Genomic DNA, 23,956 nt, shown 5'->3' with positions numbered 1-23,956 from the left:
GCTGTTCACTCCGCAAGCTTGGGTGCACTGACGCCGTCCTCACGGGCGGCGCTTTCGGCATTGGCCTCAATGCGCTTCGTCTTGAACGGCTCCCACCAGGCATTGAAGGTGCCAACGATACCCTTGGGCAGCAGCAGGGTTACCAGCACGAACAGCGCACCCAGCATGAACAACCAATAGGGTGCCAGGGCACCGGAGGTGAAGAAGGTCTTGGCGTAGTTGACGACGATGGCGCCGAGCGCGGCCCCGACCAGCGTGCCGCGGCCACCGACCGCCACCCAAATCACCGCCTCGATCGAATTGCCAGGCGCAAACTCGGAGGGATTGATGATGCCGACCTGCGGTACATAGAGCGCGCCGGCCACGCCGGCCATGCAGGCGGAGAGCGTAAACACGAACAGCTTGTAGGATTCGACGCGATAGCCGAGGAAACGGGTACGGGATTCCGCATCGCGGATCGCGATCAGCACCTTGCCGAGCTTCGATGAGACGACAGCCCGGCAGATTACGAAGGCGAGGATCAGCGCAAGGCAGCTCAACGCGAACAGCGCCGCGCGGGTGCCCTCGGCCTGCACGTTGAAGCCGAGGATGTCCTTGAAGTCGGTCAGGCCGTTATTGCCGCCGAAGCCGAAATCATTGCGGAAGAAGCCGAGCAGCAGCGCGTAGGTCATCGCCTGCGTGATGATCGACAGATAGACGCCGGTGACACGGGAGCGGAACGCCAGCCAGCCGAAACAGAAGGCGAGCAGGCCTGGCACCAGCACCACCATCAGCGCTGCGAACCAGAACATGTCGAAACCGTACCAGTACCAGGGCAGCTTCGGCCAGTTCAGGAACACCATGAAGTCCGGCAGGAGCGGATTGCCGTAGACCCCGCGGGCCCCGATCTGGCGCATCAGATACATGCCCATCGCATAGCCGCCGAGCGCGAAGAAAGCGCCGTGGCCGAGCGAGAGAATGCCGCAATAGCCCCATATCAGGTCGATCGACAGCGCCAGGATCGCGTAGCAGACATATTTGCCCCACAGCGCGACCAGATAGGTCGGCACCTGCAGCGCAGACCCCGCGGGGAGGAGCAGGTTGGAGAGCGGGATCAGGAGACCGCAGGCGGCGACGATCAGGACGAAGCTGACGGCAGCGCGGTCGAGGGAGCGAGTCAGCAGATGCGGCATCATGCTTCCACCGCCCGGCCCTTGAGCGCGAACAGACCGCGCGGGCGCTTCTGGATGAACAGGATGATCAGGACCAGGATCGCGATCTTGCCGAGCACGGCGCCGGCGACCGGCTCCAGGAACTTGTTGGCGATACCGAGCGTGAAGGCGCCGACCAGCGTGCCCCAGAGATTGCCGACGCCGCCGAACACCACGACCATGAAGGAATCGATGATGTAGCTCTGGCCGAGATTGGGGCTGACATTGTCGATCTGCGACAAGGCGACGCCGGCGATGCCCGCGATGCCCGAACCGAGCCCGAAGGTGAGCGCATCGACCCGCGACGTAGCGATACCCATCGAGGCCGCCATGCGCCGGTTCTGCGTCACCGCCCGCATCTCCAGCCCGAGCGCGGTGTAGCGGAGCATCGCCAGCAGGATGGCGAACACGGCCATCGTGAAACAGAGGATCCAGAGCCGGTTATAGGTGATCGTGATCTGGCCGAGCTCGAAGGCGCCGCTCATCCAGGAGGGATTGCCGACCTCGCGATTGGTCGGTCCGAACGCCGTGCGCACGGCCTGCTGCAGGATCAGCGACAGGCCCCATGTGGCCAGCAGGGTTTCCAGCGGCCGGCCGTAGAGGAAGCGGATGATGGTGCGTTCGATCACGACGCCAATGGCCCCGGCCACCAGGAACGCCAGCGGCACCGCGATCAGAAGCGAATAGTCGAACAGCGCGGGATAACGGGTGCGGATCACCTCCTGGACCACGAAGGTGGTGTAGGCGCCCAGCATGACCATCTCGCCATGGGCCATGTTGATGACGCCCATCACGCCGAAGGTGATGGCGAGACCGATCGCAGCGAGCAGCAGCACCGAACCGAGCGACAGCCCGTACCAGGCGTTCTGCACGCCGGACCAGACCGCCAGCGAACTCTGGATCGAGGCGATCGCGCTCTTTGCAGCCTTGGTGACCGAGGCCGGCTGATCGCCGCCGCTGATTTCGTTCAGAAGAGCGAGCGCATCCTGGTCGCCGCGCGCCCTGACGGTGGCAACGGCCGCGAGCTTGTCGGCCTCGCTGGCATCGGACTTGAACAAGAGGATCGCCGCGCGCGCCTCGGCGAGCGCATCCTTGGCGGAGCGATTGGTTTCCTTGGCCAACGCCGATTCCACCGTGGGCAGGGCCGCTTCCTCGTGTGACTTGAAGACGGACTGCGCCGCCGACAGCCGCGTCGACAGATCAGGCGACAGCAAGGTGAGTCCGCCAAGCGCCGCGTCGACCGCGCGGCGGAGACGGTTGTTGAGGTTGACCGCGGAGGCGCTGTCGGGGATAGCATCGACAGCCGCCCCGGTGGCGGCGTCGATCGCCTTGCCGTCGGACTGCTTGATGTAAACCTTCTTGGTGTCAGCGTCGAACATCAGCCGCTCATCCTGCAGCGCGCTGATGATCGGAAACGCCAGCGGATTGCCGGAGGCCGCAATCTCCCCGATCGCTTCCTCGGTATCGGAGAAGTCGTCGGTCGTGAATTTGGCGACCGACTCCTCGAACGACGCGGCAAATGCGGGAACCGCAACGGCGATCAAGGCGATCGCGAGTATGAGCGCGCGCACAGGCGCAAGAAAAATGGCAGACACTGGACAACCCCGGCAGGAGCTAGAAGAGAGGGCGGCGTTCCCGCCCTCTCCAATCATGCTGACGACGTCAGATCCTGATCAGGTGCCCGAACCCAGGCACTTGTTGGTCTTGACGTTGTAGTTGCCGCACTTCTTGCCGACCCAGTCGCCGATCAGGTCCTTGGAGCCTTCCAGCTCCTTCGACCAGGCGTCGCCCGGCACGAGGTCCTTGGTCTTGTAGACCACGCTGAACTGGCCATCGCCCTTGATCTCGCCGATGAACACCGGCTTGGTGATGTGGTGGTTCGGCAGCATCTTCGAGATGCCACCGGTCAGGTTCGGCGCTTCGGTGCCCGGAAGCGCATCGATCACCTTGTCCGCATCGGTCGACTTCACCTTCTCGACCGCCTTAACCCACATGTTGAAGCCGATCACGTGGGCTTCCATCGGGTCGTTGGTGGTGCGCTTCGGGTTCTTGGTGTAGGCCTGCCAATCCTTGATGAACTTCTCGTTCGCCGGCGTCTTGATCGACTCGAAGTAATTCCAGGCAGCGAGATGCCCGACCAGCGGCTTGGTGTCGATGCCGGCGAGCTCTTCCTCACCCACCGAGAACGCAACGACCGGAATATCCTTCGCCTTGATGCCCTGGTTGCCGAGCTCCTTGTAGAATGGAACGTTGGCGTCGCCGTTGATGGTCGAGACCACGGCAGTCTTCTTGCCGGCCGAGCCGAACTTCTTGATGTCGGCCACGATCGTCTGCCAGTCGGAGTGACCAAACGGCGTGTAGTTGATCATGATGTCTTCCTGAGCCACGCCCTTGGACTTCAGGTAGGCCTCCAGGATCTTGTTGGTGGTGCGCGGATAGACGTAGTCGGTGCCCGCCAGGACCCAGCGCTTCACCTTCTCTTCCTTCATCAGGTAATCGACCGCCGGGATCGCCTGCTGGTTCGGCGCCGCCCCGGTGTAGAACACGTTGCGCTCGCTCTCCTCGCCCTCATACTGGACGGGGTAGAACAGGATGCTGTTGAGCTCCTTGAACACCGGCAGCACCGATTTGCGCGACACCGAGGTCCAGCAGCCGAACACGACCGCGACCTTGTCCTTGGTGATCAGTTCGCGCGCCTTTTCGGCAAACAGCGGCCAGTTCGACGCGGGGTCGACGACGACGGCTTCGAGCTTCTTGCCGAGCACGCCGCCCTTCTTGTTCTGTTCGTCGATCAGGAACAAGATCGTATCCTTCAGCGTGGTCTCGCTGATGGCCATGGTGCCGGAAAGCGAATGAAGAACGCCGATCTTAATGGTGTCGTCGGCAGCTTTGGCCGAGCTGAAGCCGGCAAGGCCGAGCGCCAGGCCGGCGGCAGCCGCCAGCCAGCGGCGGCGGCTGAACGGCGCCGCTAATTCCTGAGTGAATTGAGTAAGCATGAGGTCTTGTCTCCCTGACGCAGACGTACTTCGCCGACCGAAACGGCCGCGGGCCTGCGCGGCAGGAATCGCAAGAAGTATGCCATGCCCATTGCAGCGGGTAAGATTTTGAAATAACGATTGAAATTAGCCGGATCGCGCCACAACGCCGCACTAGCTTGCCTGCAGCTTGAGCAACCGAACTGTTCAATTCGATAGCAATTCGGCCAATCTTTATGCAGTCCGTTTCAAATGATTAATTTTAAAGCAACCCAATACCACAATCCTGCCAATCGCAGCTGAGCGGCCTTGAAACTGCCGCCAGGGTGTTCCATATGTCTGACCGATCAGGCGAATCGGCCGGTCGTCGCAAGCCGCGTGTTCTTAAGCTCGCTCGGAGCTTCTGGCTTGCCATTTTCAGCCAACACAACAGGCGCTCCCAACACGCGGGTGTCTTCATCGATCACCCACCCGCGTTGGGCCATGTGCCGGCACGGGCGTCGTCCTCTTTATGGAAAGACCCTCTTTTGACATCCTTTCAGGATTTTGGCCTTGCCGACGCGCTTCAGCGCGCGCTCAAGGATGAGAACTACCAGACCCCCACCCCGATCCAGGCTCAAACCATTCCACTCGCGCTCGAAGGTCGCGACGTCATCGGGATTGCGCAAACGGGAACCGGCAAGACCGCATCCTTCGCGCTGCCGATCCTGCACCGGCTGCTGCAGAACCGCACCAAGCCGCAACCCAAGACCGCCCGGGTTCTGGTGCTGAGCCCGACCCGCGAACTGTCCGGACAGATCCTCGACAGCTTCCATGCTTACGGCCGGCATATCCGGCTGAGTTCCGCGCTCGCCATCGGCGGCGTGCCCATGGGCCGCCAAGTCCGCGCCATCATGCCCGGCGTCGAGGTGCTGGTCGCCACCCCGGGCCGGCTGCTCGACCTGATCCAGGGCAACGCCCTCAAGCTCACCAGTGTCGAGTTTCTGGTGCTGGATGAAGCAGACCGCATGCTCGACATGGGCTTCATCAACGACATCCGGAAGATCGTCGCCAAGCTGCCGCTCAAGCGCCAGACCCTGTTCTTCTCGGCGACGATGCCGAAAGATATCGCGGAACTTGCCGACGCGATGTTGCGCGACCCGGCCCGGGTCGCCGTCACGCCGGTCTCCTCCACGGCCGAGCGGATCAGCCAGCGGGCGATCCAGGTCGATCATACGGCCAAGAGCGCCATGCTGACCCAACTCCTCAAGGAGGAGCCGGTCGACCGCGCGCTGGTGTTCACCCGTACCAAGCACGGCGCCGACAAGGTCGTAAGGGGTCTCGAAAAGGCGGGCATTCCGGCTCAGGCAATCCACGGCAACAAGTCGCAGAACCATCGTGAGCGCACCCTGGCCGCGTTCCGCTCCGGCGAGATCCGCACCCTGGTCGCGACCGACATCGCAGCCCGCGGCATTGATGTCGACGGTGTCAGCCATGTCGTGAATTTCGATCTGCCCAACGTACCGGAAACCTATGTCCATCGCATCGGCCGTACCGCGCGCGCGGGCGCCGAGGGCGTCGCCATCTCGCTGGTCGCGGGTGCCGAGGAACTTGGCTACCTCCGCGACATCGAACGGCTGATCAAGATCGCCGTGCCGCGCGAGGACCGCCGCACGCCGGGGGGCGCGCGCGACGCAGCGCCGGCAGCCGATCATCATCATCGGCCGGACCGTTCCGGCCACCGCGCCGAAGGCGGCCGTAAACCGGCTCCTCACGGCGCCCATGGCAAGCGGTCGCACGGCAACGGCGGCCAGTCCGCCGGTGCGCGTCCGGCCTACGGGGCGCCCGCAAATGATGGGATCAAGAGCACGAAAGGGCCTCGCCGCCGCAGGCGATCCAATGCTATGATGAACTCTCTGCCCAGCAATCGTCAGGAATCCAACCGGCCGTCGCAAGGCGGCGGCAAGGCCGGAGCGATTCAAGGCGTTGCGTTTTTGCAACGCGCCGGCAGGCCCGAACACAGACGCAATACGAACCCGAACCGCAACCAACGGCCAAACTAGACGTCTATCGATCTGGAGAGACACATGGCTAAGGAAGAGCTGATCCAGTTCGAAGGGCTGGTCACCGAAATCCTTCCCGACGCGCGCTATCGCGTGCAGCTCGATGCTGGGCACGAAATCGTTGCCTACACCGCCGGCAAGATGAAAAAGAATCGCATCAAGACGCTGGCCGGCGATCGCGTGACGGTCGAAATGTCGCCCTATGATCTGGAGAAAGGGCGCCTGATTTTCCGCCACAAGGACGAGCGCCCCAGTTCATCCGGCGCTCCCCCGCGCGGCGGGGCGCAGCGTGGCGGACAGTTCCGCCGCCGTTAGACTTGGGCGGGGCATGTCCCCGCCCCTGGTATGACGCGATTCCGCATGACAGGACCGTGTCGCAGGGGCGCGCCGCCCCGGCGGCGCGTTAAAAAATCGTGCGCGCTTGCGCAGCTCAGGATTGTTTTGGAAGCCTAATTCCCATAATATATCGGGCAATCGATTTTCGGCCGGACGACATTAGCTATTACCGGTATAGCCGGTTCAGACGCTGACGACCCTTCCAAAAATTCGATCTAACCAGCCCAGGAACCTGGGTTACGACATTTGATATCTGAGAAGGGACTACCCCCGTGAGCATGGGAACCGTGAAGTGGTTTAACGCAACCAAGGGCTACGGCTTCATTCAGCCGGACGATGGCGGCAACGACGTGTTCGTGCACATCAGCGCCGTCGAGCGCGCCGGCCTCGGCACGCTGCGCGAAGGCCAGAAGATCTCCTACGAGATCGTGGCGGATCGCCGTTCGGGCAAGTCGTCGGCCGACAATCTCCGCGCTGCCAACTGAACGGCAGCGCAGCCGGCGATCTCACAGGATCGCACGTGCAACTCAAACGAAAGGCCGCTCTCAGGCGGCCTTTTTTATTGCGTGCGTTTATTGCGTGCGGCCTTTTACGAGCGAAAACCGCTACGCACTTTCCGGATCATGCATCAGCAGCCCGTCGCCGGCGCGAGGTAGACGCAGGTGGACTGCCGCGGCCGCGTGTAGGCCACGTCGCTCAAATTCACGCCGGTCTTGGCCATGACGTAACCGATCGTCGGCACATATTGGTAGTTGACTTCGCTGAAGATCAGATAGGTGCCGCTCACCAGAAGGGCCGGGGGAATGCCGACAGGCGTGCCGGTCGCCCGTGGCGCCGACCCCTTGCTCCATTTCACGGTGGCCTGCATCGTTTTCGGATCGACATAGAGCTCGGTGATGGTCGAGTTCAACGGCGACGTCGCGTAGGGATACATGATCCCGCTCGATGCCGCGAAGAAGTTGGTGAAATCGGAATCGCCGACCGATGTCGATTGCGAGGTCAGGTCGGACATGGTCCGCGCCATCAAAGTGACCTTGCGCTGGACCGCGATCGCCGAACAGAACTCCACGGTGCCGAAGAACATCACCAGCATGAGCGGCACGATGAAGGCGAACTCGGTCGCAGCAATGCCGCGGCAGTCCGCCGCGAGATCGCACGCGAGACGCCTTAGGCGGCCGCTGAGCGCCGTCTCCAATCGCATGGCAGACATCATTGCACGCCCCTCGCCGACATCGTCAGTACGGCTCGTTCTTGAACGCCGCGGTCGCGACCAGCAGCCGCTTGCTTCCCGACAGGTTGGTGATGTTGTAGCCGAAGCCGGTCACGTAGATCGGCCATTGATAGAACAGCCGGACGACCACGATATCACCGGCGCCGCCGGGACTGTATTGCATGTTGTTGATGAAGTTGCCGCCGTTGTCGATCTGACTATTGATCGTGACGCTCGAAAACGACGAATAACTCTGAACATCGATATAGATCTTGCTGCAGTCGAACAGCACCGACACCTCGCTCTGACCGCAGACATAGTTCGCAAACTGCTGCTGGGTGTAAGCCGCCTGCTGCGCCTGTCCGGTGAGAATCATACGCGCGGAATCCTGCGTGACCGTCTCCAGCACCTGACCCGCGAAGAACACAAGCGCCGTCTCGATGACTGCAAACAGGAGCGCAAAGAAGATCGGCGCGACCAGCGCGAACTCGACCGCAGCAGAAGCCCGACCGCTCCGCCGAAAACGGCGTAACAGCCTGCGGAGCGAGGCGCTCCAGGATATCGGGGAAACCATCAGCTGATCCGGGGTGGGAAGCTACCGTCTGGCCGAAGAAGTAGCCCAAACTTCTTGGCGAAATGTTTCCCATGGTGGAAATCAAGCGGCGGGTTCGATTAAGTCGATGCTAACCTTACCTTCGCGCCGCCGCGGCCGCATCCGTTTGGCGCCGCCTCGCCGCGCCCGGTTCGACCCGAATTGCCCGAGGAAATCTTTTTCCACTGGAGCGCCACCGGCTTCAGATCGGCGGGACTAGCAGCCGATCAGTTGGTCTTGGAGCCGGCTGAGGCGCTGCTGCTGGCCTGACCGGACAGGGAGCTTGCCTGGTCCATGACCGACTTGAAGTAGGCCTCGCCGTCACCCAGCGTGACCCGCCGCTGGCAGATCGGCATACAGCTATAGGTCTCGCGGCTGACGCCGCGATACACCGTCACGAGTTGATCGGTCGGGCCGGCGACCTGGATCTGCCGATCGACCAGGATCTGGCCGCTACGATCCATCGCGATGAAATTGGTCGCGCCATAACCTTTGCCGGTGACGATAAGGACACCACCGTTCTGCAGGGTGACATCGGCGATCAGCGGATTGCCGACCACGATCGTCGCAACCCGGTCGGGGAGCTTGACCAGCTTGGCCTGGTCGACATTGACCGCGATGGCGCTGGGTGCCGGCTCCGCCAGCGTAGCGGTCGGCCAAAGCGCGGCCACGCTCGCAAGCGAATGCAGTCCAAACGAGAAACAGGCAAGGCGACGCAACAGACTGAACGACATTCTCGACCCCGGGACACTAACAAGCCGTCTCAAGCGATACGCAGCGGTGACGGCGCCCGACGCCTGAGAATCTGCCCGCAATTGGTGAACGATCTGCAAACGCCGCCGCATTTTGCCCGCGACGCTGCACGGCATTCTTCCTGCCTGCTTCGGCTAGTGCCGGAACGGAAACGCAAGCTGACCAACGATCTCGCCGGGCATCTCGGCTTCGTCCTTGCCATAGTTGTCCGGAATCCTGCCCTCGGGCATGCGGAAGGTGCCGAACAGGATGTCCCAAATCGGAAAAGTGCCGGCGAAATTGGTATTGCCGCCGTCGTCGATCGGCGTGTGATGCCAGCGGTGGAAGACCGGCGTGGCCAGAACGTATCTGAACGGCCCGAGCGTCCAATTCAGGTTTGCGTGCACGAAGGCCGAATGGAAGGTCGTGAACGGACCGACCCAGATCATCACATTCGGCGAAATGCCAGCCATCAGCAGGATGACGTCGGCGGCGATGGTGCCGAGGATTAGGTTGACCGGGTGGAAGCGTGCCGCCGAAATCCACTCGATCTCTTCGGAGGAGTGGTGAACGGCGTGGTATTTCCAGAACTCGCCGCCGTGAAACAGTCGGTGCGACCAATACAGCATGAAATCGGAGAGCACGAGAAACAGCAGGCCCTGCAGCCAGAGCGGCAGCTGCGCCAGCGGACCGTGGCCATTCTCGTAAAATGCGATCAGCTCATCCGCATCGTGGATCTTGAAAATGACGCCGGCGCCCAGCACGAGGAGACCGATCCGCAGCACGCGCGCGAATACCGGCACAAAGAACCAATAGACAATGTCGGTGGTGAGTTCGCGCTTGCGCCACCAGGGCTCGGCGGGGTTGCACGCCCAGAAATGGCTGAGCACGGAAAAGACGGCGGCGAGCACAATCGTGATCGGCAAGACCTTCTCGATCGTCTCGCCGAGCATCACGACCACTTCCATGGGCAGGCTGGACATTAAGTCACCTCGCAGTACGGCTGGTGTCCGTCGACTCTGATGGTCTCGATGAGGTTGTAGCAAACTGAATGTCAGAGCCGGGACACAGTGAGGCGTACTCCTCCGCGCTTAAGGAGCGGTGAACCTCCGCAGGACAGGAGAAGCATGCCTTTGATATTGCGTAGCGTACGCTGCTTCCTTCCGGCAGCGCCGCATGTGCTGCGAGCATCGGATCAAGGCTTTATATTGCTCGGGCAGGGCTGTTGTTGAGCGAGGCGATCCGGAGTCGGTCGTCTCAGATTTTTCGCAATGTCTTCATCGTAAATTTACTCTGCGCAACAACAGCCACTTGTCGCCGTGTTTGCGCGATCGAATTAACTACGCCGAAATTGTCGGCACCTAGGGTGGCCGCATGGTCACGGTGCTGAGAACGCCGGAACGACCAGATTAGTTCGACAGCCACGTGTACATGGAGCTACCTTATGAAGAATCTTCTTGCTCGTTTCGTGAAGGATGAGTCCGGCGCGACCGCGATCGAATACGGCCTGATCGCCGCCGGCATCTCGCTCGCGATCATTGCTGCGGTGAACGGCCTCGGCTCGAGCCTGAGCAGCAAGTTCAGCTCGATCAACACCTCGCTTAAGTAAGCGGTCGCCACGACCGAGCAACGAAGGCCCCGGCGACCCGGGGCCTTTATTGTTTCCACGTATTTCGGCGGACCGCGGGATGTTTGAATCGACTGCGACTGCGAGAGCGACGAAAAAGTCGCTTGCGGAGCCCGACGCGCCGCTGCGCTGGGTGTGTCTTGCGCTCGGGCTGGCGATCATTGCGCTCGCCCTGCGGATCGCGAGCACATGGTGACCCCTCATCGGTCAGGGCCAAGACCTGCGACTGGCCGTTTTCCGATCGTTCATCTCTTGGCGCTAGACGTTGACTTGGCGCTCGTTCGCGCCGGCCGAACCACGTCCTGAGCCATGATTCTCGACCTTGCCCGCCTTCTGCTGTTTCCGGCCCTGATGGCGTTCGCAGCCGCGAGCGATCTCTTCACCATGACCATCTCGAACCGGGTCTCGCTGGCGCTGGCGATTGGATTTGCCGTGCTCGCAGTCTTGAGCGGCATGGGGACCTATGACCTGCTGCTGCACCTTGCGGCGGGGACCACGCTGCTCGTGATCGCGTTCGGCTGCTTCGCCTGCGGCTGGATCGGCGGCGGCGACGCCAAGGTCGCATCCGCGGCGGCGCTGTGGTTCGGCTTCGGCCACCTATTGAACTACCTGCTCTACGCCTCACTGTTCGGCGGCATGCTGACGCTCGCCTTGCTGCAGTTCCGGCAATGGCCGCTGCCTTACGTGCTGGCTGGACAGCCCTGGCTGGCACGGCTGCACGCCAAAGAGACCGGCATTCCCTACGGCATCGCGCTCGCGCTGGGGGCGTTGATGATCTATCCGGACACGGATTGGGTGAAGGCCGTCGACCTCGCGCATTTCGTCGCACACTGAAACGCCGTAGCAACGCGGTGTTAAGGCGATTTAGATACGCCTCATTAACCATGCTTTGACGAATAACTGCTCAACTCCCATCACGGCGGCGCTGGTGTTTCGCAGCTGACATTCGCCTCCTCCTGGAGGAATTTGCGCGAATGTTGGCGCCTACGAAATGCCAGCTAACGGCTTAGGTGCTGGCGAAGCTTTGGACTCGACGTTCGAACGTTGGATCTGGCTTCACTAGCGTCGCAGCGTCATGTGGAAAGTGAAGCGTATGAATACCGCACGCATTATGGTCCTGACCATCGCTGTGGGTGCCGGCGGCGTGGCCGCCTATCTTGCGAGCGGATCGGACGATAGACCGGCCCCGGCGGCTCCCGTCGTGCAGCTCCAGACGGTCGACGTTCTCATCGCCAAATCGGAGATCGGCCTCGGCCAGACGATCAAGCCTGAGGATCTGCAATGGCAGAGCTGGCCGTCGGCGACCGCAAGCAGCAGCTTCATCCGCCGCAACGATCGTCCCGATGCGACCAACCAGCTGACCGGCTCGATCGCGCGCGCCCCGTTCATTGCCGGCGAGCCGATCCGCGAGCAGAAGCTGGTCAAGGCGGACGGGTCCGGCTTCATGGCGGCGATCCTGCCGAGCGGCATGCGCGCCGTCTCCACCGAGATTTCGCCGGAGACTGGCGCCGGCGGCTTCATCCTCCCGAACGATCGCGTCGACGTGCTGCTGACGCGCCGCACGAAAAATCCGGACCATCCCGAGCAACCCGACATCACCACCTCCGAGATCATCCTGGCGAATATCCGCGTGCTCGCGATCGATCAGGCGCCCAAGGAAAAAGAGGGACAGACGACGGTGGTCGGCAAGACGGTTACGCTGGAGCTGCGACCTGATCAGACTTCGACTCTGATGGCCGCGCGCCAGACCGGCACGCTGTCGCTGGCGCTGCGCTCGATGGCAGATGTCAATGTCGCCGAGAACAAGACCGATGAGGCACGCACGAGCAGCGGGAACATTGCCGTCGTTCGCTACGGCGTTCCCAGCACCATGACGACGCAGAAGTGATCAAGAGGACTACCACTATGACAAGCAGCGAAAATCAGCGGCTCAGGCGGACCTGGATGGTTCGCGCGCTGTCGTTGTCCGCCGCCGCTGCGCTCAGCCTGAACCCGGCGTTCGCGCCGGCAATCGCCGCCGATTATCGTCCGGCAGCGCCGGCGGCCGCCGACGGCCAGATGAATGCGCGCTTCCTGTCGCTCGGTGTCGGCAAATCCATCGTGATCGACCTGCCGCGCGACATCAAGGACGTGCTGGTCGCCGATCCCAAGATCGCCAACGCCGTGGTGCGGTCCGCCCAGCGCGCCTACATCATCGGCGCCACTGTCGGGCAGACCAACATCATCTTCTTCGACGCCTCCGGTCAGCAGATCGCGGCCTATGACATCGCCGTCAAGCGCGACCTGAACGGCATGCGCGCTGCGTTGAAACAGCTGCTGCCCAACGCGGACATCCAGGTCGAAGGCCTCGCCGACAGCATCGTGCTGAGCGGCACGGCCGCAAGCCAGATCGAGGCACAGCAGGCCGGTGATCTCGCTGCACGACTTGCCGGCGGCTCCGACAAGGTGGTCAACTCGATCGCGGTGCGCGGCCGCGATCAGGTCATGCTCAAGGTCACGGTCGCCGAAGTCTCGCGCTCCATCGTCAAGCAGCTCGGAATCGACCTGTCCGGGCAGCTCAACTATGGCACCTCGGTGGTGAAGTTCAACAACTCCAACCCGTTCACCGCCAGCGGCAGCAACCTTGTCTCGAGCAACGCGGTCAGCGCCGCGTTCGGCTCCACGCCATCGGTGCAGGCCACGTTGCGTGCCATGGAAAGTGCGGGCGTGATCCGGACGCTGGCCGAGCCCAATCTGACGGCGCTCTCCGGCGAGTCCGCGACCTTCATCGCTGGCGGCGAATTCCCGGTGCCGGCCGGCTATTCGTGCGACCCGACGACCCATGTCTGTACCACCCAGATCAGCTTCAAGAAGTTCGGTATCTCGCTCAACTTCACCCCGATCGTGCTGAGCGAGGGGCGGATTTCGCTGCGGGTCATGACGGAAGTCTCGGAATTGTCGAACGAGAATTCGATCACCCTGTCGCAGGCGGTCAGCTCCTCGGTCACCAATTCGCTGACCGTTCCCGCGATCAAAACCCGCCGCGCCGAAACCAGCCTGGAAATTCCCTCCGGTGGTGCGATGGCCATGGCCGGCCTGATCCAGGACCAGACCAAGCAGGCCATCAACGGAATGCCCGGCTTGATGCAACTGCCGGTATTGGGCGCGCTGTTCCGCAGCCGCGACTATGTCAACAATCAAACCGAGCTGATGGTGATCGTCACGCCCTACGTCGTTCGCGCAGTGGCCCAGAAGGATCTGTCGCGGCCCGATGACGGCTTTGCCGCCGTATCCGATCCGCAGGCCGATCTGCTCGGCAATATCAACCGCATCTACGGGGTACCGGGCGGCCGGGCCGAGACCGGACGCGGCTACCGCGGCACTTATGGCTTCATCACGGACTGAGCGTGGGACGAGGATTTGCACCGATGACCGAGAAAACTTCCCTCGCTCGCACCCGGCGTCTGCGGATATCGGCTGCGCTTGCCGGTACCGCCCTCATGTTGGGGGCCTGCAACCATACCAATGACGCGATCACGACCGCGAGCATTCCTGAGGATTATCGCCTGCGCCATCCGATTGCGGTCCAGGAAGCCAACGAATCCATGGTCGTTTTCGTCGGCGAGGGCCGCGGCGGCCTGACGGCGGAGCAGCGCGCCGATGTCATGGGGCTTGCGCAGGTCTGGCTTCACGAAGGCACCGGCGCGATCAGCGCCGATGTTCCGGTCCAGACGCCGAATGCGCGCGCTGCGGCCGATTCGATGCGCGAGATCCAGTCGCTGCTCGCTGCTGCCGGCGTGCCGCCGCATGCCGTCACCGTCCGCAACTATCACCCGAAGGATCCGCGCCTGCTTGCAGCGATCCGACTGAGCTACCCGCGGTTGTCCGCCACGGCCGGCCCCTGCGGCGTCTGGCCGGAGGATATTGGTCCATCGATCAAGAACAAGAGCTATTTCGAAAACCGTTCCTACTACAATTTCGGCTGCGCCAATCAGCGGAACCTGGCGGCGATGGTCGACAATCCCGCCGATCTGGTCCAGCCGCGGTCCGAGACACCGCCCTATACCGCGCGGCGCACCGCGCTGTTCGAGAAATATCGTAAGGGAACGGCAACCGCGATCACCTACCCCGATGCCGACAAGGCCAAACTGAGCGATACAGGAAAATGATCAGCTACGCCCGACAGACCACCGAGGAGCAGCCTGACGTCGTGCCGCCACCGGCCGACGATCACATCGCGCCTGCACCGCGCGTGTCGGTGCAGGCCTTCTGCGAGACGGTCGAGACCGCCGCCACGATCCAGGCGGCGGGCGAGGACCGTCGCCTCGGCAAGGCGCATATCAAGATCCAGATGGGCGGCATGGCCGCCGCCGCCGAGGCCTATCGCTCGGCGCCGACCCCGAACGTGATCGTGCTGGAGACGGACAGCAGGTCGGACATCCTCGCTGGCCTCGATCAACTCGCAACCGTCTGCGACCCCGGCACCCGCGTCGTGGTCATCGGTCGCATCAACGACGTTGCGCTGTACCGGGAGCTGGTCCGACGCGGCGTCAGCGATTATGTGCTCGCCCCGGTCACCCCGCTCGACGTGGTCCGCTCGATCTGCAACCTGTTCTCGGCCCCCGAAGCCAAGGCGGTCGGCCGCATCGTTGCCGTCGTCGGCGCCAAGGGAGGCGTCGGCGCCTCGACCATCGCGCACAACGTCGCCTGGGCAATCGCACGTGATCTTGCGATGGATTCCGTCGTGGCCGATCTCGACCTGGCCTTCGGCACCGCGGGTCTTGACTACAATCAGGACCCTCCGCAGGGGATCGCGGATGCGGTGTTCTCTCCCGACCGCATCGACATTGCCTTCATGGACCGCCTGCTGTCGAAATGCACCGACCATCTGAGCCTGCTCGCCGCCCCGGCAACGCTCGATCGCGTCTATGATTTCGGCACCGAAGCATTCGACGCAATCTTCGACACCTTGCGTGCGACGATGCCCTGCATCGTGCTCGACATCCCGCATCAATGGTCCGGCTGGACCAAGCGCGCGCTGGTCGGCGCTGACGACATCCTGATCGTCGCGGCGCCCGATCTCGCATCCTTGCGCAACACCAAGAACATCTTCGATCTGTTGAAAGCGGCACGGCCGAACGACCGCATGCCGCTCTACTGCCTGAACCAGGTCGGGGTGCCGAAGCGGCCCGAAATCAACGCCGGCGAATTTGCCAAGGCGATCGAAAGCCCGCCGGTCGTCACCATTCCGTTCGAGCCGCAGATCTTTGGAGCTGCGGCCAACAATGGCCAGATGATCGCGGAAATCGCCGCCAATCACCGGACCACCGAGATGTTTCTGCAGATCGCGCAGCGCCTCACCGGTCGCAGCGAGACCAAGAAGCCGAAAGGCTCCTTCCTGTCACCCTTGATCGAAAAATTGAGGGCGAAATAAGCGTCCCCGCGTGGAGTACTGAGTCGTGTTTGGTAAGCGTAGCGGATTAGACAGTGACACCCGGGCCATCAGGCCTGCCGCGCCCGCGCCGGAACCTGCTCCGGCGCCAGCAAGCGTGGCGCCGCGCACACTGGCGGCGCCGACGGTCTCATCGCCGCCGCTGGCACCCGTAAGACAGCCGCCGCCTCCTCCGCCGGTGGTCGAAACCCGGCGTTCCGATAACTACTATCAGGTCAAGGCTACCATCTTCGGTGCGTTGATCGAGGCCATCGATCTCGCGCAACTCGCAAAGCTCGACGGCGAGTCGGCACGCGAAGAAATCCGCGACATCGTCAATGAGATCATCGCGATCAAGAACATCGTGATGTCGATCGCCGAGCAGGAAGAGCTGCTCGACGACATCTGCAATGACGTGCTCGGCTATGGCCCGCTCGAGCCACTGCTGGCGCGCGACGACATCGCCGACATCATGGTCAACGGCGCCGGCACGGTCTTTATCGAGGTCGCCGGCAAGATCCAGCGCACCGGCATCCGCTTCCGCGACAACCAGCAGCTGCTCAACATCTGCCAGCGCATCGTCAGCCAGGTCGGCCGGCGCGTCGATGAATCATCGCCGATCTGCGACGCTCGTCTGGCTGACGGCTCCCGCGTCAACGCCATCGTCCCGCCGCTGGCAATCGACGGTCCCGCGCTCACCATTCGTAAGTTCAAGAAGGACAAGCTGACGCTCGATCAGCTCGTCAAGTTCGGCGCGATCACGCCGGAGGGCGCCGAGATCCTGCAGATCATCGGCCGCTGCCGCTGCAACGTTCTGATCTCCGGCGGTACCGGTTCGGGCAAGACCACCCTGCTGAACTGTCTGACCAACTACATCGACCACGACGAACGCGTCATCACCTGCGAGGACGCCGCCGAGCTGCAGTTGCAGCAGCCTCACGTTGTCCGGCTGGAAACCCGGCCGCCCAATATCGAGGGCGAAGGCCAGGTCACGATGCGCGAACTGGTCCGAAACTGCCTGCGTATGCGCCCAGAACGCATCATCGTCGGCGAGGTCCGCGGCCCCGAAGCCTTCGACCTCCTGCAGGCGATGAACACCGGCCATGACGGCTCGATGGGCACGTTGCACGCCAACAATCCGCGCGAGGCGCTGTCGCGCTGCGAATCCATGATCACCATGGGTGGCTTCTCGCTTCCCTCGCGCACCATTCGCGAGATGATCTGCGCCTCGATCGACGTGATCATCCAGGCCGCGCGCCTGCGCGACGGCTCGCGCCGCATCACGCACATCACCGAGGTGATGGGCATGGAAGGCGACACCATCATCACCCAGGACGTCTTCCTGTACGACATGGTCGGTGAGGATGCGAACGGCAAGATCATCGGCCGGCATCGCTCGACCGGCATCGGGCGGCCGCGGTTCTGGGAACGCGCCCGCTACTACGGCGAGGAAAAGCGTCTCGCCGCGGCGTTGGACGCCGCCGAAGTCGCCGCCAAGACCTGAGAAGGACTGCCATGAAGATCCAGGTTCTCGCCCTCGCTTTTCTGGCCGCCACCGCGATTGGTGGCATTGCCTGGGTGTTCCTTTATCCGATCCTTTCGGGCGAACGGAAAGCCGAAGCGCGCCGCAGTTCGGTGGCCAAGCAGGAGCCGGTCGTGGTCCGGCAGGCCGAGCGAACCCAGCGCTCACGCCGTGAACAGGTCGAATCGTCGCTGAAGGACCTCGAGGCACGCGCACAAAGAGAGAGCAAGGTCCCGCTGAGCATGCGCATCTCGCAGGCCGGGCTCGACTGGACCGTGCAGAAATTCTGGATCATCTCCGGCGTCCTCGGCCTCATCACCTGCGCAATTGCTTTCTTCGCCGGCGGCGGCCTGCTCGGGGCGCTCGGCCTCGGCTTCGCCGCGGGGTTCGGGCTGCCGCGCTGGGCCTTGAGCTTTCTGAAGAAGCGGCGTGAGAAGAAATTCCTGGCCGCGCTGCCCGACGCAGTCGACGTGATCGTGCGCGGCATCAAGGCCGGCCTGCCGCTGTTCGAATCGATCAAGGTGGTCGCAGCAGACTCGCCGGAGCCGCTGCGCGGCGAGTTCCTGGCGATCATCGAGACGCAGGCGATCGGAATGCCGCTTGGGGAAGCCTGCGCGCGGCTCTATGAGCGGATGCCGCTGCCGGAAGCAAATTTCTTCGGCATCGTCATCGCGATCCAGCAGAAGTCGGGCGGCAACCTGTCCGAGGCGCTCGGCAATCTCTCCAAGGTGCTGCGTGACCGCAAGAAAATGGCCGAGAAGATCCAGGCGATGTCGATGGAAGCCAAGGCTTCCGCCGGCATCATCGGCTCGCTGCCACCGATCGTGATGCTGCTCGTCTACCTGAGTACCCCCGACTACATCTCGCTGTTGTGGACCCACCCGACCGGTCAATTGATGCTGGTCGGCTGCGTGATCTGGATGTCAATGGGCATCATGGTCATGAAGAAAATGATCAACTTCGACTTTTAAAGGCGCGCCATGGTCGATCTCCTCGTTACCAAGCTTCATGACCCGCACTTCATGACCATGCTGTTCGCTGCGATCGCAGCGAGCGCGACCGTGTACACGCTGATCACGCCGCTGTTCGCCGGCGAAAACCTGAACAAGCGCATGAAGGCGGTCGCCAGCGAGCGTGAGCGCATCCGTCAGCGTGAGCGCGAGCGGATGAACGCCGGCGAGAAGGTCACGCTACGCCAGACGCCGAAGCAGCTCGTTTCCAAGGTGGTCGAGGACTTCAATCTCACCAAATGGCTGGCGCAGGAGTCGGCGCGCGAGAAGCTCGTGATGGCCGGCTATCGCGGCCAGGCCCCTTACGTGACCTTCCTGTTCGCCCGCGCGGTCACCCCGATCGTGCTGTTTGTCGGCGCCGTGCTCTACGTCTTCGTCATCGCCCACATGCAAAAGTCGCTGCCGGTCAAGATCGGCATCTGCGTCGGCATGGCCTATCTCGGCCTGCAGGCGCCGATGCTGTTCCTGAAGAACGCGATCTCCAAGCGCCAGCTCTCGATCAAGCGCGCCTTCCCCGATGCGCTCGACCTGCTGTTGATCTGCATCGAATCCGGCATGTCGATCGAGGCTGCGTTCCGCAAGGTGTCGACCGAGATCGCCAGCCAGTCGATCGCGCTCTCGGAGGAGTTCACGCTGACGACCGCCGAACTGTCCTATCTGCAGGACCGCAAGGTGGCCTATGAGAATCTCGCCCGGCGCACCGGGCTCGAGGGCGTGAAGTCGGTCTGCCTGGCGCTGCAGCAGTCGGAGCGCTACGGCACGCCGCTCGGCCAATCCTTGCGCGTGATGGCTCAGGAAAACCGCGACATGCGCATGAACGAGGCCGAGAAAAAGGCTGCCGCGCTGCCGCCGAAACTGACCGTGCCGATGATCCTGTTCTTCCTGCCGGTCCTGTTCGTCGTCATTCTCGGGCCGACCGGCATCAAGGTCGCGGCGATGCAGTAAGCCTCGGCCGCGGCCGAATGCGCCGCGGTCATTCCGGCTGATCGAGCGAGGCCATCGGAGCGCTGCGGCCGGTCTGCGGCTTGCCTTTGCCCTGCAGCATCTGCTTCAGATAGGCGACATTGGCCGCCGCCTCGTCGGGCGGAAGGTCGGCCCTGGCGATCTGCTCGGCCTCGCTGAAGCGGCCCTGCAAGCCGACGACCAGCGCCAGGTTCTGCCGGACGCGCGCATCCGCTTGTTGCGACGCATAGGCCTGGCGCAGCACCTCCTCGGCCTTGGGCAGGTCCTTCGACAGCATGTATGAGAGCCCGAGGTTGGACAGCACCGAGGGTTCGCCAGGCATGATCTTGAGCGCGCTATCATAGTAGCGACGCGCCTCGTCGTGGCGTCCCATCTGGTCCAGCACAGTGCCCTGCACGGACAACAGCTTCCAATCCGGATTGTCCGGCGAGTGCGCGCGGGACAGCACGTCGAAGGCAAGCTTGAAATTGCCGTTGTCGGCCAGCGCCCGTCCATAGGCGGCAAGCGCGGCCTTGTTGCCGGGATTGGCAAGCGTCGCCTGTTCGAGCACGGCGACGGCCTGCTCCCGCTGGCCATTGTTGCGCAGCGCCTGCCCATAGGCGATCGCGGCATTGGCGTCCTTGGGGTTGGCGCGATAACGATCGCCATAGACCTCGACCGCCTGCTGCGGCGTGGCCGGTGGCGGCGGCTGGGCGCTGGTCCTCGCGCCCAACGATCCCGTGATGTCGGACATGGTCTGGCAGCCGCCGAGCCCGGCGGCAAGGAGAGCGGTCAAGGCCGCTGAGGCGAGAAGCCGGGGCATGGAAGGCTGCTGACGCATGTCACTCGGACGTGAAAACCAACGGGGAACCGACCGCGCCAGCAATAAACTGTTAACGCTAACGGCGGGTTAACGCGGCCATTCTTGCCGTGCCGGCCCCAGCAGCACTTCCGATGGGGTGTCCAGGATCATCGACGCCCCCTCCTGAACGGGCGCCCCTAATAGTCGATCGCCAGTCGTTTCCTGACCTCGTCGATGCGCTTTTCGAGCGCATCGAAGCGGGCGTGAATGGCACGGTCGTGGAGATAGAAAATGTAGCCCAGCGCCGCGAGGCCGAAGATCCAATGGTGCGTTTCGAGATAGCCCAGCACGGCCTCGATCCCCCGCCCCAGATAGCTCACGACCTCGATGAGCGTCTCCATGAAATCCCTCCCTGGCTATTGACCGCCTCCACCGGAGCTGGGCGTGGCGGCACATCCTCTTGCTCCGGAACCTAGCATATCGAGGGCGGCCGCCGGCCGCCTTGAGAAGCTCGGATTGCAGTGGCAGCCAGACTCTGCGACATCTGCGTTCAAACCGCCCCGCCTCGAGGGACCAGCATGCCATCGATCTTCGAAACCGCCGCCGCTTCATCGGCCATTCCGATCACCTTCGCGACCACATCGACCTGGCCTGCGATCCGCGACGGTCTGACCGATGAAGCCCGCCGGTTCGCGACCGCCAACGGCTTTGCCGCCAAGCCCGGCGCCTGCCTGATCCTCCCCGCGCCCGACGGCCACATCGCACAGGTGCTGTTCGGGCTCGAGGACGAGACCGCCAAACACAAGGATTTGTTCCGGCCGGGAGCGCTTGCGGGCGTTCTGCCCACGGGCACCTATCGCTTCGCCAACAATCCGCATGACGCGCGGCTGGCTGCGCTCGCCTTGGCGCTCGGCAGCTATCGCTTCACCCGTTACCGCAAGGCGGATGCGCCCGACGTCCGGCTCGCCTTGCCCGATGGATTGGATGCCGCCGAGCTTGCACGCGTCGCCGACGCGGCCACGCTTGCCCGCGACCTCGTCAATACGCCCTCCAACGACATGGGCCCGGTGGAGCTTGCGCTGGCAGCGCAGCAGCTGGCCGAACGCCATGGCGCGAGTTTCAGCTGCATCGTCGGCGATGAGCTGGTGCAGCAGAACTTTCCCCTGATCCACGCCGTCGGCATGGCCTCGACCCGCGCGCCGCGGCTGATCGAGCTCCTCTGGGGCGATCCGGCCCATCCGAAGGTCACGTTGGTCGGCAAGGGTGTCAGCTTCGATTCCGGCGGGCTGGACCTGAAGACCTCGAGCGGCATGCTGCTGATGAAAAAGGACATGGGCGGCGCCGCCAACGTGCTGGCACTGGCGCAAATGGTGATGGATGCGAAGTTGAAGGTACGGCTGCGGGTGCTGATCCCCGCAGTCGAGAACGCCGTCTCCGGCTGCGCCTTCCGTCCGCTCGACGTCTTCGCCTCGCGCAAGGGCATCACGGTCGAGATCGGCAACACCGATGCGGAGGGGCGCCTGATCCTCGCCGACGCGCTGGCCTATGCCGATGAGGAGACGCCTGATCTTCTGATCGACATGGGCACCCTGACCGGCGCCGCGCGCGTTGCGCTGGGGCCCGAGCTGCCGCCGTTCTACACCCAGGACGAGGCGCTCGCGGCGGATGTCGCGCGCTGCGCGGCGGCGGAGAACGATCCGCTGTGGCGGATGCCGCTGTGGGCGCCGTATGATACCTGGCTCGACTCCAAGGTCGCGACCCTCAACAACGCGCCGTCGAACGGCTTTGCCGGCTCGATCACCTGCGCGCTGTTCCTGCAGCGCTTCGTCGCGCAAGCCAAGAGCTGGCTGCATCTCGACATCTATGCCTGGACGCCATCTTCCAAGCCCGGGCGGCCCGAAGGCGGCGAGTGCCAGGGCGCCCGCGCGCTCTACAAATTGTTGAGCGAGCGCTATGGCTGATCCGCGTCTCACGCCGGCCCGCGGCGACATCGCCGCGAAATTCCTCGAAGGCAAGGTTGACGCCGCGCGTTTCGTCGACGGCGACACGTTCGAAGTGCGTGACGCGATCGCACCGCTGCGCGCACAGCCGCTTGCCGGCGCAGAGCAGATGACGCAGGTGCTCAAGGGCGAACGGGTCACAATCTATGACCGCAACGGTGAGGGCTGGGCCTGGGGCCAGCTCGAAGCCGATGGTTACGTCGGATGGATTCCGGAGGCTGCGCTCGCCAAGCTTTCCAACACCACGCACCAGATCGCCGCATTGCGCACATTTGCGTTTCCGGGGCCATCCATCAAACTCCCGCCGATTGAGACCCTGGTGCTCGGGTCGCAAATCATGGTCACCCGTGAGGACGACAGCTTCGTCGTGACCTCCGAAGGCTGGTTCGTGCCAAAACAGCATGTCGTTCCACTCGGCACCGTCGAGCCCGACTATGTCGCGGTCGCCGAGCGCTTCGTCGGTACGCCCTATCAGTGGGGCGGCAAGAGCAGTCTCGGCATTGATTGCTCGGGCCTGGTGCAGATCTCGATGAACACGGCCGGCATGGAGTGCCCGCGCGACAGCGACATGCAGCAGGCCGCGCTCGGACGGCCGCTCGATGACTCCGACACCAAATCGCTCCAGCGCGGCGACCTGATCTTCTGGAGAGGTCATGTCGCGATCGTGCGCGATGCCGCGACGATCGTGCACGCCAATGCGTTTCATATGGCCACCGCAATCGAGGCGACGGCCGAGGCGATCGCGCGCATCGCGGCAAGCGGTGGTGGGATCACGGCGATCAAGCGGCCTTCCTGTCTCTCCTCAGCGGCGTGACTCCGCGGCAATTACCAAGCACGACCGTCATTGCGAGCCAACGGGTCCGCGGTCCGCACAAACGCGAGAGAAATCTCTCCATCGTCATTCCGGGGCGCCGCGTAGCGGCGAGCCCGGAATCCATTTGGCATCCATCCCGCGGCGAGATGAATTCCGGGTTCGCCGTTCAGTGCAAAATAGCTTCGCTATTTTGCCGCGGCGCCCCGGAATGGCTGGTAGCAGCGAATGCCGCAAGCGTGCGGTGTCGGATGCAGCATCAATCCTACTCACCTATCAAACAGCATCTCGCCCGAGCATCCGCGATCTCGCGACGTGATCCGCCCGAGCTTTGCGACTTGATCGGCCCTCGAAACAAATGGAGGGCGCAGGGAAGGCCGGGTGCCGACCGCACCCATGGTCCGCGTGCAGCAAGAAAGCACGCGGCAGAACCACAGGTACGAGCCGAACATCCGGCCTTCCCTGCGCAATGGCTTTACGGCTTATACGTGATCTCCTCGGGGACCGGCTTGTTTGCCCCCGTAGCGACGATACGCCAAGGCGCATCGCGCAGACATCAGCACCGGGATGCCAGGACCACACGACTTCGCCGTCCGCGCCGGCCTGCGCTCGTCCAGCGCAACCGTCACGGCCATCGCATCCCGCACCCGACGTCCGTGACGACGCGTACGCCCCTCTCGTGAGGCAGGACGACGTGGAGTATGCACGATTTCTGAAAATAAGAAATCGAAATATTTTTCACGGCAGGACTGGAC

Annotated in this window: 24 protein-coding genes; 15 read left to right on the top strand and 9 right to left on the bottom strand. The window is 63.3% G+C overall.

Annotation, left to right across the window (positions count from 1 at the left end; all coding sequences use genetic code 11):
* Window positions 1-5 precede the first annotated feature (5 nt).
* From urtC to urtA, 3 genes are all read right to left on the bottom strand, one after another.
* Complete coding sequence (urtC, locus tag ACQR1W_RS06685; protein WP_434850045.1) at window positions 6-1,175, bottom strand: urea ABC transporter permease subunit UrtC; 1,170 nt, start codon at window positions 1,173-1,175, stop codon at window positions 6-8.
* The gene (gene urtB / locus ACQR1W_RS06680) at window positions 1,172-2,785 is read right to left on the bottom strand and encodes an urea ABC transporter permease subunit UrtB (protein WP_434850044.1); all 1,614 of its coding nucleotides are present in this window, start codon (window positions 2,783-2,785) and stop codon (window positions 1,172-1,174) included. The genes urtC and urtB overlap by 4 nt, the downstream gene beginning before the upstream one ends.
* A gap of 78 nt (window positions 2,786-2,863) precedes the next feature.
* On the bottom strand, window positions 2,864-4,186 hold the full coding sequence (gene urtA / locus ACQR1W_RS06675; RefSeq protein ID WP_008970172.1) for an urea ABC transporter substrate-binding protein: 1,323 nt from the start codon (window positions 4,184-4,186) through the stop codon (window positions 2,864-2,866).
* 506 nt (window positions 4,187-4,692) lie between these two features.
* Between urtA and ACQR1W_RS06670 the strand changes: the two genes are divergently transcribed.
* From ACQR1W_RS06670 to ACQR1W_RS06660, 3 genes are all read left to right on the top strand, one after another.
* The gene (locus ACQR1W_RS06670; RefSeq protein ID WP_434850043.1) at window positions 4,693-6,207 is read left to right on the top strand and encodes a DEAD/DEAH box helicase; all 1,515 of its coding nucleotides are present in this window, start codon (window positions 4,693-4,695) and stop codon (window positions 6,205-6,207) included.
* Between the two features lie 24 nt (window positions 6,208-6,231).
* The gene (gene infA / locus ACQR1W_RS06665) at window positions 6,232-6,522 is read left to right on the top strand and encodes a translation initiation factor IF-1 (protein ID WP_008970176.1); all 291 of its coding nucleotides are present in this window, start codon (window positions 6,232-6,234) and stop codon (window positions 6,520-6,522) included.
* A gap of 293 nt (window positions 6,523-6,815) precedes the next feature.
* Window positions 6,816-7,028 carry a cold-shock protein gene (locus ACQR1W_RS06660; RefSeq protein ID WP_006612155.1) on the top strand — a complete coding sequence of 71 codons (213 nt, stop codon included), beginning with the start codon at window positions 6,816-6,818 and terminating at the stop codon, window positions 7,026-7,028.
* 143 nt (window positions 7,029-7,171) lie between these two features.
* Here the strand turns inward: ACQR1W_RS06660 and ACQR1W_RS06655 are convergent, their stop codons facing one another.
* From ACQR1W_RS06655 to ACQR1W_RS06640, 4 genes are all read right to left on the bottom strand, one after another.
* A complete protein-coding gene (locus ACQR1W_RS06655; RefSeq protein ID WP_434850042.1) occupies window positions 7,172-7,744 on the bottom strand; it encodes a TadE/TadG family type IV pilus assembly protein in 573 nt (190 codons plus the stop codon).
* Between the two features lie 34 nt (window positions 7,745-7,778).
* Window positions 7,779-8,327 (bottom strand): TadE/TadG family type IV pilus assembly protein, encoded by a 549-nt coding sequence (locus ACQR1W_RS06650; protein ID WP_434850041.1) that lies wholly within the window; start codon window positions 8,325-8,327, stop codon window positions 7,779-7,781.
* 245 nt (window positions 8,328-8,572) lie between these two features.
* A complete protein-coding gene (locus ACQR1W_RS06645) occupies window positions 8,573-9,079 on the bottom strand; it encodes a pilus assembly protein N-terminal domain-containing protein (protein WP_008970180.1) in 507 nt (168 codons plus the stop codon).
* A gap of 153 nt (window positions 9,080-9,232) precedes the next feature.
* Window positions 9,233-10,060 (bottom strand): sterol desaturase family protein, encoded by an 828-nt coding sequence (locus ACQR1W_RS06640; protein ID WP_434850040.1) that lies wholly within the window; start codon window positions 10,058-10,060, stop codon window positions 9,233-9,235.
* Between the two features lie 461 nt (window positions 10,061-10,521).
* Between ACQR1W_RS06640 and ACQR1W_RS06635 the strand changes: the two genes are divergently transcribed.
* From ACQR1W_RS06635 to ACQR1W_RS06590, 10 genes are all read left to right on the top strand, one after another.
* Window positions 10,522-10,686 (top strand): Flp family type IVb pilin, encoded by a 165-nt coding sequence (locus tag ACQR1W_RS06635; RefSeq protein WP_008970183.1) that lies wholly within the window; start codon window positions 10,522-10,524, stop codon window positions 10,684-10,686.
* 79 nt (window positions 10,687-10,765) lie between these two features.
* A complete protein-coding gene (locus ACQR1W_RS06630) occupies window positions 10,766-10,900 on the top strand; it encodes a hypothetical protein (protein WP_008970184.1) in 135 nt (44 codons plus the stop codon).
* A gap of 113 nt (window positions 10,901-11,013) precedes the next feature.
* Window positions 11,014-11,538, top strand: coding sequence for an A24 family peptidase (locus ACQR1W_RS06625; RefSeq protein ID WP_434850039.1), 525 nt, complete (start codon window positions 11,014-11,016; stop codon window positions 11,536-11,538).
* 259 nt (window positions 11,539-11,797) lie between these two features.
* Window positions 11,798-12,592: a Flp pilus assembly protein CpaB gene (gene cpaB, locus ACQR1W_RS06620; RefSeq protein ID WP_434850038.1), complete on the top strand. Its 795-nt coding sequence runs from the start codon at window positions 11,798-11,800 to the stop codon at window positions 12,590-12,592.
* Window positions 12,593-12,609: 17 nt separating this feature from the next.
* Window positions 12,610-14,088, top strand: coding sequence for a type II and III secretion system protein family protein (locus ACQR1W_RS06615; RefSeq protein ID WP_008970187.1), 1,479 nt, complete (start codon window positions 12,610-12,612; stop codon window positions 14,086-14,088).
* Between the two features lie 23 nt (window positions 14,089-14,111).
* Window positions 14,112-14,852, top strand: a complete 741-nt coding sequence (locus ACQR1W_RS06610; protein ID WP_008970188.1) for a CpaD family pilus assembly protein — start codon at window positions 14,112-14,114, stop codon at window positions 14,850-14,852.
* Window positions 14,849-16,117 carry an AAA family ATPase gene (locus ACQR1W_RS06605; protein WP_434850037.1) on the top strand — a complete coding sequence of 423 codons (1,269 nt, stop codon included), beginning with the start codon at window positions 14,849-14,851 and terminating at the stop codon, window positions 16,115-16,117. The genes ACQR1W_RS06610 and ACQR1W_RS06605 overlap by 4 nt, the downstream gene beginning before the upstream one ends.
* A gap of 25 nt (window positions 16,118-16,142) precedes the next feature.
* Window positions 16,143-17,618, top strand: a complete 1,476-nt coding sequence (locus ACQR1W_RS06600) for a CpaF family protein (protein WP_008970191.1) — start codon at window positions 16,143-16,145, stop codon at window positions 17,616-17,618.
* Window positions 17,619-17,629: 11 nt separating this feature from the next.
* Window positions 17,630-18,607 carry a type II secretion system F family protein gene (locus ACQR1W_RS06595; protein ID WP_008970192.1) on the top strand — a complete coding sequence of 326 codons (978 nt, stop codon included), beginning with the start codon at window positions 17,630-17,632 and terminating at the stop codon, window positions 18,605-18,607.
* A gap of 9 nt (window positions 18,608-18,616) precedes the next feature.
* Window positions 18,617-19,591: a type II secretion system F family protein gene (locus tag ACQR1W_RS06590; RefSeq protein ID WP_008970193.1), complete on the top strand. Its 975-nt coding sequence runs from the start codon at window positions 18,617-18,619 to the stop codon at window positions 19,589-19,591.
* Between the two features lie 28 nt (window positions 19,592-19,619).
* Here ACQR1W_RS06590 and ACQR1W_RS06585 read toward each other — a convergent pair whose 3' ends face one another.
* Window positions 19,620-20,429, bottom strand: coding sequence for a tetratricopeptide repeat protein (locus tag ACQR1W_RS06585; protein WP_434850036.1), 810 nt, complete (start codon window positions 20,427-20,429; stop codon window positions 19,620-19,622).
* A gap of 158 nt (window positions 20,430-20,587) precedes the next feature.
* Window positions 20,588-20,791, bottom strand: coding sequence for a hypothetical protein (locus tag ACQR1W_RS06580; RefSeq protein WP_008970196.1), 204 nt, complete (start codon window positions 20,789-20,791; stop codon window positions 20,588-20,590).
* Window positions 20,792-20,968: 177 nt separating this feature from the next.
* Between ACQR1W_RS06580 and ACQR1W_RS06575 the strand changes: the two genes are divergently transcribed.
* Window positions 20,969-22,351 carry a leucyl aminopeptidase family protein gene (locus tag ACQR1W_RS06575; RefSeq protein ID WP_434850035.1) on the top strand — a complete coding sequence of 461 codons (1,383 nt, stop codon included), beginning with the start codon at window positions 20,969-20,971 and terminating at the stop codon, window positions 22,349-22,351.
* Window positions 22,344-23,204: an NlpC/P60 family protein gene (locus tag ACQR1W_RS06570; protein ID WP_434850034.1), complete on the top strand. Its 861-nt coding sequence runs from the start codon at window positions 22,344-22,346 to the stop codon at window positions 23,202-23,204. Before ACQR1W_RS06575 ends, ACQR1W_RS06570 begins: the two co-directional genes overlap by 8 nt.
* Window positions 23,205-23,956: the final 752 nt, after the last annotated feature.

The organism is Bradyrhizobium sp. HKCCYLS1011, from assembly GCF_051167795.1.
In the GTDB taxonomy this organism is placed as follows: domain Bacteria; phylum Pseudomonadota; class Alphaproteobacteria; order Rhizobiales; family Xanthobacteraceae; genus Bradyrhizobium.
This window is presented reverse-complemented; position numbering and strand designations above follow the sequence as displayed.